This window comes from Flammeovirga sp. MY04 (genome assembly GCF_001682195.2).
Taxonomy (GTDB): Bacteria; Bacteroidota; Bacteroidia; order Cytophagales; family Flammeovirgaceae; genus Flammeovirga; species Flammeovirga yaeyamensis.
Window position 1 is genome coordinate 97,533 of sequence record NZ_CP003560.2, and the last position, 13,708, is coordinate 111,240.

The window sequence follows — 13,708 nt, forward strand, 5'->3', positions numbered from 1 at the left end:
CTTGTTTCAAGTATAGAATTCCCTCATTTGCTTTATCTCAAAAGGAGATTTTATCTAATTTTTTAACTAAAGTAAATGAAGAAAATGAAGCTATTCCTTAAAATGGGTGTAATTGCTCTCTTTTTTTTACACTGTTATACAGTATCAGGTCGCAATATATATGTGTCCAAAAAAGGGAATGATAGAAACAAAGGAACCAAAGAAAAACCTTATAAAACTGTCGCAAAAGCCACATCAAATGCTGTAGCGGGCGATATTGTTTATATTCAGGCAGGAGTATATACTAAAGGTCTAACTGTTCAAAATTCGGGAGAAGAAAATAAATACATCGAGTTTAGAACATATGAAGGGGATGAACATCAAGTGGTCTTTGAAGGTAAAGGTATTTCGATAATTAGTAAGAACTATATTAAGATAAATGGTTTTAGGATACAGAATGCTGACAATGGAGTAAAAGTTGAAGGTCCGGCACATCATATTATCATTGAAAATAATTACACTTACAATACATTTTCTTCTGGAATAATAGCCTGGGGAGTGCCTTGGCAAAAAGACCCTATGGAATACAATAACATCCAACATCTGTATATACATAATAATAAGGTAGAGAAAGCATGTAATGGAGGATGGAATGAATGTATCACTTTAGCCAATGGTATTCGGAACTTTGAAGTGACGAATAATGAAGTGTTTAATGGGGGAGATCCTATAAATGGAGGAGAAGGTATTGATATTAAAGAAGGGTGTCAAGATGGAATAGTGGCCTATAACTATACACATCATCTTACACGTCGAGGAATATATATTGATGCGGGCGGAGTTTTAGGGTTTGCACCTCCTTTAATGAAGAACATAAAAGTTTTTGGGAATATCTCTAGGTTTAATACACATCAGAAGCATCAGTGTCATGGAATGGCGGTAATGACGGAAGGAGATGGAGATGTTCAGGATATTGAGATTTACAATAATGTATTCAGCGATAATAATATGGATGGCTTGATGATATATAAACATCCTGTTGGATCAGGAAAGTTGAAAAACATAACGATACATCAAAATCTGATATTTAATAATAAAAGGCATGGGATCTTGATTAACGATCGTACATCAGAAAATATTAAAGTAGCTCATAATATTATTAACCAAAACGAATTAAAAGAAATAGCATTGGTTTCTGGAGAAGCAGAAGTTAATGATAACCTGTTAACTTCAGTATCGGAAAAAAATCAGTAATAAAAAATCCCCTTCTCATTACAAGAAGGGGATTCTTATATCTAAAACCCTCTAGACTTAGTCTTCGAAGATGTTTACGTCATTCAAGTCAGCGAATGCTTGCTCTAAACGAGTAATCATTGACTCTTCAGAAACTCTTAACCACTTACGTGGGTCGTAGTATTTCTTGTTTGGCTCGTCAGCACCCTCTGGGTTACCGATTTGACCTTGAAGGTAATCGTGGTATTTCGCTTCGTAACCGCGGATACCATCCCAAGTAGCCCACTGAGTATCAGTATCGATGTTCATTTTGATTACACCGTAAGAGATACCTTCACGAATTTCTTCTAAAGAAGAACCAGAACCACCGTGGAATACGAATTTAACTGGCTTCTTAGTGTCAGTACCGTGCTTCTCAGAGATGAACTTTTGAGAATCGTCCAAGATAGTTGGAGTCAACTTCACGTTACCTGGCTTGTATACACCGTGAACGTTACCGAAAGATGCAGCTACTAAGAATTTGTGGTCGATTTTACCTAATTGCTCGTAAGCGTAGTCAACTTCTGAAGGTTGAGTGTAAAGACGTGAAGGATCAACATCAGAGTTGTCAACACCATCTTCTTCACCACCTGTGATACCTAATTCGATCTCAAGAGTTTGACCCATTTTAGCCATACGCTCGAAGTATTTACCAGAAATCTCCATGTTTTCTTCTAATGACTCCTCAGAAAGGTCGATCATATGAGAAGAGAATAATGGCTTACCAGTCTCAGCATAGAATTTTTCAGATGCGTCTAAAAGACCGTCGATCCAAGGAAGTAATTTTTTAGCACAGTGGTCAGTGTTCAAGATAACACGAGCACCATATTGCTCAGCCAATTCGTGAACGTGCTTAGCACCGGCGATTGCACCAGCGATTGCAGCTGCTTGACCTTCACCTTTAATGCCTTTACCAGCGTAGAAAGAAGCACCACCGTTTGAGAACTGAATAATAACTGGAGCTTTCAATTTCGCAGCAGTTTCCATAACAGCGTTTACTGAGTTAGTACCTACACAGTTTACTGCAGGAAGAGCAAAACCTTTTTCTAGTGCGTATTGATATACTTTTTCTACGTCCTCACCAGTGATTACACCTGGCTTGATATCATTAATGTTGAAAGACATAATTATAATTTGAATAATTTATGATAGCGTCACACACACGTGTGAACAATAGCAGCCACAAATATACAACTCTTAAACCTATATTGGTAGTAGAATTTTGGTGACTTTAGTAATGTTAATACGAACACATTAATCAATAGTTTTACTAAATATTAAACATAGAAGAAATATTGTCAATTATTAAAGAATATTTGGAAATCAACTATTTTGAATTTATTTACCGCTCAGAAGAACAGTTTTTATAAAAAAAACTATTAAATCTTTACAATTTTGTTATGCAAACATACAATAAGTTTTTTATGTGAAGACTTAATGAATATCTTTACGGTTCGAATGTAATTTCGATTACAATAAACTAAAATTCTTACACAAGTTTATATATATTCTTATGGCTTGGTTCAAAAGAAAAGAACAGGGGATACAAACTCCAACATCTGAAAAGAAAGATTCACCAGACGGCCTTTGGTACAAAACTAACCAAGGCAAGATCATACATATGCAGGAACTTCGTGAAAATGCTTACGTTTGTCCTGATGATGAATTCCACGTACGTATAGGATCTAAAGAATATTTTGAGATCATTTTTGATGACAATGAGTTCACAGAGTTAGACGAAAACATGACTTCTGGAAACCCATTGAATTTCAAAGACAGCAAAACTTACGAAGATAGAATTGCTGCTTCTCAAAAGAAATCAGAACTTAAAGACGCATGTAGAACTGTTTACGGTAAAATAAACGGTTTAGACTTAGTAGTAAGCTGTATGGACTTTAGCTTCATCGGTGGTTCTATGGGTTCTGTAGTAGGTGAAAAAATTGCAAGAGGTATTGACCACGCAATTGCGAACAAAATGCCTTTCATGATGATCTCTAAATCTGGAGGTGCTCGTATGATGGAAGCAGGTTTTTCATTAATGCAAATGGCAAAAACTTCAGCAAAATTAGCTTTACTAGAAGAAGCTGGTTTACCATACATCAGTTTATTAACTGATCCAACAACAGGAGGTGTTACTGCATCTTACGCAATGTTGGGTGATATTAATATTGCTGAGCCAGGTGCCTTAATTGGTTTCGCAGGTCCTCGTGTAATTAGAGAGACTATCGGTAAAGATCTTCCAAAAGGATTCCAATCTGCTGAGTTCTTACAAGAACAAGGTTTTGTGGATCTAATCGTTAACCGTAGAGAGTTAAAGAGAAAATTGACGACAATTTTGAAAATGCTTCAAAATTAATCGGAAATCTAATTATATTAAGTCCTCAGAATTGCTTTATAAGTTCTGAGGACTTTTTTTTGTATTTATATTTTTTGATTTTCATCGAAACGATCTCTTGATATCGTTTCTTACTTTATAGATCCCCTAAGAAAATGCGTGAAAGCACCGGTAAAACAAATGTCGATTGGTTAACGGTATTTATTTACATCACTATGGTGATAGTTGGTTGGCTCAACATCTATGCTGCCGTTTATCAGCCAGATGCCCCTACAAGTATTTTTTCTATTTCACTCAATTCAGGTAAACAATTGATGTGGATTGGAGGTGCACTGCTCATCGCCTTTGTTATCATGGTGGTCGACTTTAAGTTGTTTAGTACCATCGCCTATCCCGCATTTATCATCACCTTGCTTATGCTGACCTTCGTTTTGGTCTTTGGTCACTCTGCAGGTGGTAACACATCTTGGATCAAGATTGGATTTATACGTATACAACCCTCCGAATTTGCCAAATTCACCTTAGCCTTAGCATTGGCCCGGTATATAGATAATCCTACCGTGAAGATTGAAAAATGGGATGGATTTTTAAGCTCAGTAGCAATAATATTAATTCCGTTTGGAATGGTAATGCTTCAAAAAGATACAGGATCGGCATTGGTATTTGCCGCTTTCTTTTTGATGTTGTACAGAGAGGGCATGCCGTGGTGGATTATGGCTGTTGGACTTTGGTTAGTATTCTTATTTGTTACAGCACTCGTCACAGACACTTTAAGTGCCGTAGCATTATTGGGTGGTATGACAATCATTGCCATCATTTACCTTATTTACACAAAGAAAAGTAAATTCTTCCTGTTTTTAGTCGTCGGGTTTGGTACATTATCTTTCCTATTTACAGAAGGTATCGACTTCATTATGTATGACGTGATGCGTCCTCACCAAAGAAAAAGGATTGAAGTATTGGTGAACCCTAAAATCGATCCACTAGGAGTAGGTTACCAAGTAAACCAATCAAAAATTGCCATTGGTTCTGGTGGACTTGCAGGAAAAGGATTCTTAGAAGGGACACAAACAAAGTTTAACTTCGTACCTGAACAATCTACCGACTTTATCTTCTGTACTATTGGAGAAGAACACGGATGGATTGGAAGTTTAATTACAATAGGCCTATTTGCCGCCTTAATTATACGATTAATTATATTAGCAGAACGACAGAAATCTACATTCGCACGAGTCTACGGCTACTGCGTCTCCTGCGTATTCTTCATTCACTTTATGATTAACATGGGAATGACCATCGGTATTTTTCCTGTAATCGGTATCCCATTACCGTTCTTCAGTTATGGAGGATCCTCCCTTTGGGCATTTACAATGATGTTGTTTACGTTTATCAAACTAGATAGTCATCGTTCGCAAATGCTTGCAAGAAACTAGAGTTAAGTGAAGGGTTGTTTATGTTAGTGAATTTCAGAGATTTCTTTGTTATATCAATCTAACAGCAACTGTTTTTAAGTTAAAAGTTAAAAATGAAAAGTGAAAAACGTGAGATGTTGAGTCAACGCTCGTTTAATGTAAGTGGACTTTGAAGTTTTTCGTGTTATTCAATTTAGATACTTTTGGTAGTTAAAAGTTAAAAATGAAAAGTGAAAAACGTGAGATGTTGAGTCAACGCTCGTTTAATGTAAGTGGACTTTGAAGTTTTTCGTGTTATTCAATTTAGATACTTTTGGTAGTTAAAAGTTAAAAATGAAAAGTGAAAAACGTGAGATGTTGAGTCAACGCTCGTTTATTGTAAGTGGACTTTGAAGTTTTTCGTGTTATTCAATTTAGATACTTTTGGTAGTTAAAAGTTAAAAATGAAAAGTAAAAAACATGAGATGTTGAGTCAACGCTCGTTTTAGGCAGAGAGGTACACGAACCACCCACGAATAGTTTAACTAACTACGTTTTTCATTTTTAACTTTTCATTTTTAATTTAAACCAATTTCCCTCCGCTCTTCACTTTTCACTCATCGCTCTTCACTAGTTTTTACTCTTCCAACATCCTCTTATTATGAAGAATAATACCTATGTTGAATAAGAACATCAACTCGTAGTCTTTTTCGTTATAGTGACTTACTGAAAAGCTTAATGGGCCTATGGGTGAGTGATAAATGATAGATCCTGAAGCGGCATAATCTGTGCTTTCACTAGAGAAAAAAGAGTGTTTTGTCACTTCCGGAACAACAGAGAATTTGTCAGATGAATACCTTGTGTCTGTAGTGAATATATGTCCCTCCATTAATAATTGAAGGTTAGGGGTGAATACAGATTTCATTAATTTTATACCACCTGCAACAAATCGAGGACCTCTAAATGTAAAATTAAATATGGTTTTAGAATCCACTAAAGGATAATAGGCAGGTGCATTGGCTACAGAAGAAGGTGTACTGAAAGAAGGCTGATAATCTGACCAAGTAGCATGACCTCTTACACCAAGAGTTAAAAAATTAAGATTGAAATACTGTTCATATTGTGCCTGAAGTGTAAACCAATCTCTATTTATTGATCCACTAATTTTTTCTGAAAGTTCTACCTGAAAATCATTATCAGAAAGAATGTATTTTCCTGAAACTTTGACGTGTCGACCTCTATCAGGGAATTGTTTGCGGTTTAGGGAGTTTGCTTCCCAAGCTCCACCAAATAGGAAACCTTTGTGTTTGTCTAATCCTATTAAATTGGTAGAAACTTGATTTCCGGAACCATCACCTGCATCCACTAGGAAAATCTGATCATAATTGTCTTCATTCCAGAAGTAACCTCCAAAACCATATATTTTATATTGTCTTCCTAGGGCTGTGCTAATTTTACCGCCAAAGTAATTGTCTTTTCGAAGGGTGTTTAAACTATTTCGTTTTTCGAAAAGGAGTTCAGAAGCATTGGCATAATTCCATCGGTTATGAATAAATTCTGCTCCTAATGAGAATGGAAGTCTTTTAGCATATAAGGACTCTACTTCAGCACGGAAAGAGTTGTAGAAGGATCCACCCATAGCATTCACTCTTACCGTATTTAATGATCTGGTAAAGACATTGAATTGAGCATTTACATAAAACTGACCTATGTTTCTCGTTGCAATGTTACCACCCACACCGAGACGAACCTTTTTATTTGGAACTACATCAATATGCAATTTAGCGTCATCATCTAAGCTGTCGTAATAAAAATAGGCATCAAGGTTATTGAAGTAATTGTTAGAAAGTAGCATGCTGTACCCTTGATAGAGGTCTTCCATGGATGCCTTTTTTCTACGATTAGGCTTTACAATGTTTCTCACAAATAATCTTTGACCAAAACTGAGATTATCACCTAAGTTTACATGGCTCACTACTTCCTCTTGTGGATCATATAACGAATTGAAACGACTTGGTCGAGGTTTAACTTTTGGTTGATCATCACCATAGACTTTAACGACAGAGTCGATCATTGTTCTAGCATACCGATCGCCTATAGCCAGCAAAGAGTCTACCGGAGTAAAATCAGCTGCAGAATATTCATCAACAGGAACACCTAAATAAATATCTTCTTTATCGTCAAGTTCTTTGGGGTAGGTGTTATTCATGACAATGAACTTTAAAACATTGCCTTTGATAAGTTCTTCATCTCTATCATATGGATATTCTTCAAACATATCATGTGCACCAAGGTTTACCGCAATGACCATGTCGGGATTAAATTCTTCCTTCATGACATCTACAGGGATGTTGTTGTAGATACCACCATCATATACATATTTATCTTGGATTTTTACTGGAGAAAAGACCAATGGTACAGCCATAGATCCACGGATAGCACTCATTAAATCTCCTTCACCTACGGCAATGGCTTTTCTTTCGAAGATATCTGATACTACGGCTCTAAAGGGAACATCTAGATTATCGAAATCGTAATCAATTTCTTTGGAGCGTTTAAAAAGGCGGGCAGAAAGGTTATAATTCAGTAGGCCAGTAGGGATAATTGTGGGATCCCATGATAAACCATAAATGGAATCATATTCAATATTAAAGTTCACCCATTCAGCTCCTCTTTCTTGTCGACCAAAATAAAATTGATCGTCGGTATTGACTTTACCTGATACCCAATCTTGGAATTGAGGGTCTCTGATAAACATTTCCAATTCATCTGTGGTGTAACCTGCAGCATAAAATCCACCAACAATTGCTCCCATAGAAGTACCCGTAATATAGTCAATTGGAATACCATATTCTTCAAGAACTTTAATGACAGTAATATGGGCAATACCTTTTGCTCCCCCTCCACTTAGTACAAGGCCAACAGTTTTTCTATTTTTTGTTTTTTGATGAATAGATAAACTATCACTTGATTGAGCAGAAGTGATTAGGTTAGATAATAGGAATAGAAGTATAAGAGTGAAACGCATATATCGTAAAATAAAAAAATCCTTGTTGGTGAAATTACCAACAAGGATTTAGAAATAATATTATTTATAGAAAAATATTACAATCCGAAAGCAGATTTAATCTTATCGACATAATCTAGTTTCTCCCATGTAAAGAATTCTACTTCTTTTTTCTCGATTGTAGTAGTCGTTACTTTCTTACCGTCTTTTTCTTCGATATTTCTGATCTCCAATTCAACTTCTTTTGTATATGGTTCTTGTCCCATATGACCATAAGCAGCTGTTGGAGAGAAAATAGGGTTAGTAAGACCTAAACGATCAACAATTGCCTTAGGACGCATATCGAAAAGCTCGTTTACGATATTTGAAATTTCAGCATCTGTTTTGTCTATTTTTGAAGTACCGTAAGTTTGTACGTTCAATGATACTGGTGTAGAAACACCAATAGCATAAGCCACTTGTACTAAAGCTTCGTCGGCTACACCTGCAGCTACTAAGTTTTTAGCGATGTGTCTTGCAGCATAAGCAGCAGAACGGTCTACTTTAGATGGATCTTTTCCTGAGAATGCACCACCACCGTGAGCACCTTTACCACCGTAAGTATCTACAATAATTTTACGTCCAGTCAAGCCAGCATCACCGTGAGGTCCACCAATAACAAATTTACCTGTTGGGTTGATGTGGAAGATAGTATCTGCATCGATTAAAGCATTTGGAATAACTGCAGGAATAACGTGTTTTTTCACATCTTCTGCGATTTGAGCCAATGCATCATCGTCTGATTTATTTGGGAACTCATCGTGCTGAGTAGAAACAACGATAGTGTGTACTCTTTTAGGAGTATTGTCCTCGTTATATTCAATGGTTACCTGAGCCTTAGCATCTGGTCTTAAATAACCGATTAATTCAGGCTGAGTTTTACGGATTTCAGCTAATCTTTTTACTAGACCATGAGAGAAAGCAAGTGCCATTGGCATATAGCTTGGCGTCTCTTTAGTAGCGTAACCAAACATCATACCTTGGTCACCAGCCCCTTGATCTTTATCTACACCTTCACCCACGTTTACACCTTGAGCAATATCTGGAGATTGGCTGTGTAATGCTACTTGAACACCACAAGAGTGAGCTGCAAAGTAATAATCTTCTTTATTGTATCCGATTTTGTCGATAGTCTCACGAACAACATCTGGAATTTCAACATATGCTTTTGTCGTAATTTCTCCAGCAATTACAGCTAAACCTGTAGTAACCATAGTTTCACAAGCCACACGTGAAGTAGGGTCTTGTGCCAACATAGCATCTAAAATTGAATCCGATATTTGATCGGCAATTTTATCTGGATGCCCTTCAGATACAGATTCGGATGTGAATAAATAGGTCATATTTCTATTATTTATGATAATCTCATTTAAATTTTACATTCCATTGAGTGATATACTCTGCTTTTTCAATGCTTGGAATTTTCCCTTCAAATACCAATTCTGATGTTCCCATTCGTTCGATCTCATAGGATTTTACAGTTTTGATATTTCTGTTCAGATTCCAATGGAAATTGTAAGAAGCAGAATCCACTTGTTGCAACATCAATTTCTTCGATTCATCAGAATTTGGTAGTTGCGATGTGATGATATTCATCCAATTTACATTCTGAACCCATTCAGCTTTTTTTCTCTTCATTTTGATGAAAACCTCCTCCTTCTTAGAGAGGTTAATTTTCGAGAGAGCGGAATTGAATGCATGAATATCAACAAATGCAAAACGAATACCTAACCTCCAATGGGTAGAGTCTAATAAAGTCTTACAATTGTACACACCGGGAAGAGTATTTAATTCTCGGCTTAGCAATTGTAGTGGTTTTTCGTATTTTTTTGGTTCAAAAATGCGTTGATCGTTTTTGTCTTTATAAGCAGAAATAATATTGAAGATATCTTTACTCTGAGAAAAATCAAAAGTAAAGGAATAATCACCTTTTCCGCTTTCTGTCACTTCTAACTTTTCTTGTAGCTCAAAGCATCCTGTTAAAAATAACAGTAGACAAAAAGAAATAATATGCTGTTTTAAACTTCTAAAAAACACTCAGCCCAAATTTTGGTTCATCCGTGAACTTATCAGTATAGACAGTATTGCAATGCAATGAATATGAAATTTTATGGAGTTAAACTCATCTTTTCACGAACACCTTCGTGGTGGGAGTTGGCACCTTGCTTTGAGGAGCGCAGGTTGCCAAGACTTCATAGGGCCCAATCCCTCTGCCTTTCTTGATAAGATTGCAAATGCAAATATAGAAATGTAATAAAGTAGTACAAAAGTCTTTGAAGTTTTTTTATCAAATAAGTTTATAACAAATAGAATTTATAAAAAGAGGAACTACAGAATTCAATCAGAATTGTAAAAATGAAATCTGATTTTTCTATAAACAAATACAAGTGTTTGTGGTTTTTATCAAAAAAGTAGATGTTGAAACGTTAAGAAAATCAATGATTTAAGAATAAAAGATCATCAACTCTATATCTCTTCAGATTTCAAACAGATTTGCCTACTACTTTTGAAGCAGATTTAATATTTACTGTAAACTCATGTTTAAAAGAACTTCTCAATTATTCACATTTTTGACTTTCATTTTCCTTTCAACGGTTTTCGCTAACAACAACCCCATTAAGAAAGGAGTCATTATCGGTTCTGTTTCCGAGGACGGAACAAACGTACCGGTAGAATATGCTACTGTAAGTGTATTTACTAAAGATACGCACACCCTTGTAGGTGGTACCGTAACTACTGAAGGAGGTAAGTTCGTCGTAAAGAACTTGTCCGAAGGTACGTATATGGTAGAAGTAACTTTTATCGGATTCCAAAAAAGCATTCTAGAAAATGTAGTGATCGATAAATCTAATTACTCTAAAGATATTGGTAATGTAGTACTGACTACAGATGCTGAAGTACTTGAAGCTGTAGAAGTTGTTGGAACCCAAAATACGGTGACCTATGACATCGACAAAAAGGTAGTCAATGTAGGCTCACAATTCTCGGCTTTATCAGGTACTGCGGTAGATGTACTACAAAATGTACCTTCTATAAATGTAGATGGAGATGGTAACGTGAGTTTGAGAGGTAGTTCTGGATTTACCGTACTTATTGATGGTCGCCCTTCTGTATTGGATGCATCAGAAGCTTTACAACAAATTCCAGCCTCAACTATCGAAAATATTGAATTAATAACTAACCCATCTGCCAAATACGACCCTGATGGAACGGCAGGCATTATCAATATCATTACTAAGAAAAATAAATTAGAAGGTGTAAGTGGCGTAGCCAACGTAAATGTAGGTCGTTATGGCCGATTAGGAGGAGATTTCCTGTTAAACTTTAGAAAGAAGAAATGGAGCTACTATGTAGGTGCCAATTACAATAAAAGACCGGGTCCGGGTACCTTAAAATCTGAACGTATTACTCAAGCGGGAGACACAACATCTTACATTATTTCTGATGGAGAAAGAGAGCGTACTTTCGAGGTGATGGGACTTCAAGGTGGTGTTGAATACTCGATTTCTGATAATGATTTTATCAAGTTATCTGGTAAAGTAGGTGATTTTAAAATGTATGGTGGAATGGATGCCGATTTCTATGAATATAAAAACATAGGTGGTTCCAATAATCCAATTGATGAAAATCGATATATCTCAAGTGAACAATGGGAAAGAGGAGGCTTGTATTACAGCGTAAACTTAGCCTATCAACATAAATTTAATAAGAAAGGTCATGTACTTGATGCCATGGTAGATTATGGTGGAAGAGACATGACAGAGTCTTCGAAAAACGAATTATTACCTAAAAACCCTGATGGTTCTGTTGTAGAAATACCATCATCGGGACAACGTTCTTCTGAAGTAGGACCTGGAGGTAGATTAAGAGCTAAATTAGATTATACTTTACCTATCGGTGCAACTGATAAAATCGAAGCCGGATGGCAAACACGTTGGAATGCAGCAGAAGATATTAACGAAGTGTATCAATTAGACCCTACAACAGGCGACTATATTTTCCAACAAGATTTTAGTTACACCACAAACTACACACAGACGATACACTCCTTATATGGTATCTATTCCGGTAAGCTGGGGAAATTGGGTTACCAAGGTGGTGTTCGAGCTGAATACACAGGGAGAAATGTTTCAGTGGTAGGTCAGGAGCAAGACTATCCGGTCGATCAATGGAACATTTTCCCTACAGTTCACTTATCGTATAGTTTGCCGAAAGACAACCAATTGATGTTGAGCTATTCAAGAAGAATTGAAAGACCTAGAGGTTGGTATTTGGAACCTTTCGTGACATGGCAAGATGCGTTCAACGTAAGACAAGGTAACCCGAACTTATTACCTGAAAATATCGATTCCTTCGATTTTGGATATTTGTGGAATCTTGGTGAGAAAGCAACAGTTAATTTTGATGCCTATTACAGAATGACGCACGATAAAGTGGAAAGAGTTCAGAAAGTATGGTCAGAAGGAGTGATCTTACATACTTATGAAAACGTAGGATCTGATTATGCTTTAGGATTAGAAACATCTGTAAACCTTTCTCCATTTAAATGGTGGACCATGGATATTATGGGTAGCTTGTTTGATTATAAAGTAGAAGGACAGTTAGAAGGTCAAGATTTTAGTAGACAGAGTATTAACTGGAGTAGCCGTTTTAATAATACATTTAGATTATCGAAATCTACTCAGCTTCAAATTAATAATAGATATACAGGTCCAACAGTAACTGCACAAGGTAGAAACGAAGGTTTCTTTGTGATGCAAGCGGCTGTGAAGCACTCTATGTTGAAGAAGAAGTTAACGCTTACAGCTTCTATGAATGATGTTTTTGGAACAGCCATCAGACAATCATATTCTGAAGGTATTGGTTTTAGAAACATGCAAGAAGACTTTAGGTATGCTCAATATCTAACTGTAACTTTAACCTACCGTCTGAACAACTTCAAACCTTCTCGAAGAGGACAAGGTGGAGGAGGCGGAATGGAAGACTTCTAAAACTTGATATTGAATGAAATTATTGTTGATAGAGGATAACCCTCATTTAACAGAAGATATACTAAAAGGACTGAGCGATCAGGCAATGACGGTAGAAACTGTCGGCTTGGTGGCTGATGCAAAAGACAAAATATCGGTATATGAATACGATATTATTGTCGTCGATCTCGGTTTGCCCGATGGTAACGGTTTAGAGATCGTGAAATATATTAAAGAAATTAATCCAAACACTGGTGTACTTATCGTTACCGCTAGAAATAGCATCGACGATAAGGTCACTGGGTTGGATTTAGGGGCGGATGATTACATCACTAAGCCCTTTCATATGGCAGAGTTAATTGCAAGAGTACGTTCACTTTTCAGAAGAAAAAAACTAAAAGGAAGTACGGTTTTAGAACATGGTGTGATTAAAATTGATATTACCTCATCCACTGTAAAAATTAACGATCTTGTATTAGAACTGACGAAAAAGGAATACGATTTACTGCTCTATTTCTTCTACAACAAAAATAAAATGTTGACGAAAGAAAGTATTGCAGAACACTTGTGGGGAGATCATATTGATCAAGCTGATAATTTTGATTTTATTTATACTCATATCAAAAACCTTAGAAAGAAACTTCAGAAAGAAGGAGCTGGAGAGTACATTAAATCGGTGTACGGTATGGGGTATAAATTTGTGGAGGCTTAATTT

The 13,708-nt window shown here is 36.2% G+C and carries 9 protein-coding genes and 1 riboswitch; of the genes, 5 read left to right on the top strand and 4 right to left on the bottom strand.

The window, feature by feature from the left end:
• Positions 1-84: 84 nt before the first annotated feature.
• The gene (locus tag MY04_RS00325) at positions 85-1,233 is read left to right on the top strand and encodes a right-handed parallel beta-helix repeat-containing protein (RefSeq protein WP_158297494.1); all 1,149 of its coding nucleotides are present in this window, start codon (positions 85-87) and stop codon (positions 1,231-1,233) included.
• A gap of 57 nt (positions 1,234-1,290) precedes the next feature.
• Here the strand turns inward: MY04_RS00325 and fbaA are convergent, their stop codons facing one another.
• Positions 1,291-2,376 carry a class II fructose-bisphosphate aldolase gene (fbaA, locus tag MY04_RS00330; protein ID WP_066204661.1) on the bottom strand — a complete coding sequence of 362 codons (1,086 nt, stop codon included), beginning with the start codon at positions 2,374-2,376 and terminating at the stop codon, positions 1,291-1,293.
• A gap of 388 nt (positions 2,377-2,764) precedes the next feature.
• Here fbaA and accD point away from each other — a divergent pair, with 388 nt between their 5' ends.
• Together accD and rodA are read left to right on the top strand one after the other, a co-directional pair.
• Complete coding sequence (gene accD, locus MY04_RS00335; RefSeq protein WP_066204664.1) at positions 2,765-3,607, top strand: acetyl-CoA carboxylase, carboxyltransferase subunit beta; 843 nt, start codon at positions 2,765-2,767, stop codon at positions 3,605-3,607.
• Between the two features lie 134 nt (positions 3,608-3,741).
• A complete protein-coding gene (gene rodA / locus MY04_RS00340; RefSeq protein ID WP_066204667.1) occupies positions 3,742-5,019 on the top strand; it encodes a rod shape-determining protein RodA in 1,278 nt (425 codons plus the stop codon).
• 595 nt (positions 5,020-5,614) lie between these two features.
• Here the strand turns inward: rodA and MY04_RS00345 are convergent.
• The 3 genes from MY04_RS00345 to MY04_RS00355 all read right to left on the bottom strand — a co-directional run bounded on the left by MY04_RS00345 (position 5,615) and on the right by MY04_RS00355 (position 9,970).
• The gene (locus MY04_RS00345) at positions 5,615-8,005 is read right to left on the bottom strand and encodes a patatin-like phospholipase family protein (protein WP_066204670.1); all 2,391 of its coding nucleotides are present in this window, start codon (positions 8,003-8,005) and stop codon (positions 5,615-5,617) included.
• A gap of 77 nt (positions 8,006-8,082) precedes the next feature.
• Positions 8,083-9,366, bottom strand: coding sequence for a methionine adenosyltransferase (metK, locus tag MY04_RS00350; RefSeq protein WP_066204673.1), 1,284 nt, complete (start codon positions 9,364-9,366; stop codon positions 8,083-8,085).
• 22 nt (positions 9,367-9,388) lie between these two features.
• A complete protein-coding gene (locus MY04_RS00355; RefSeq protein ID WP_158297495.1) occupies positions 9,389-9,970 on the bottom strand; it encodes a hypothetical protein in 582 nt (193 codons plus the stop codon).
• Between the two features lie 172 nt (positions 9,971-10,142).
• Positions 10,143-10,252: riboswitch (SAM riboswitch) on the bottom strand.
• 308 nt (positions 10,253-10,560) lie between these two features.
• Between MY04_RS00355 and MY04_RS00360 the strand changes: the two genes are divergently transcribed.
• Entirely contained in the window at positions 10,561-13,014 is a 2,454-nt protein-coding gene (locus MY04_RS00360) for an outer membrane beta-barrel protein (RefSeq protein ID WP_066204679.1), read from the top strand.
• 13 nt (positions 13,015-13,027) lie between these two features.
• The gene (locus MY04_RS00365; RefSeq protein WP_066204682.1) at positions 13,028-13,705 is read left to right on the top strand and encodes a response regulator transcription factor; all 678 of its coding nucleotides are present in this window, start codon (positions 13,028-13,030) and stop codon (positions 13,703-13,705) included.
• The last annotated feature ends 3 nt before the right edge of the window (positions 13,706-13,708 follow it).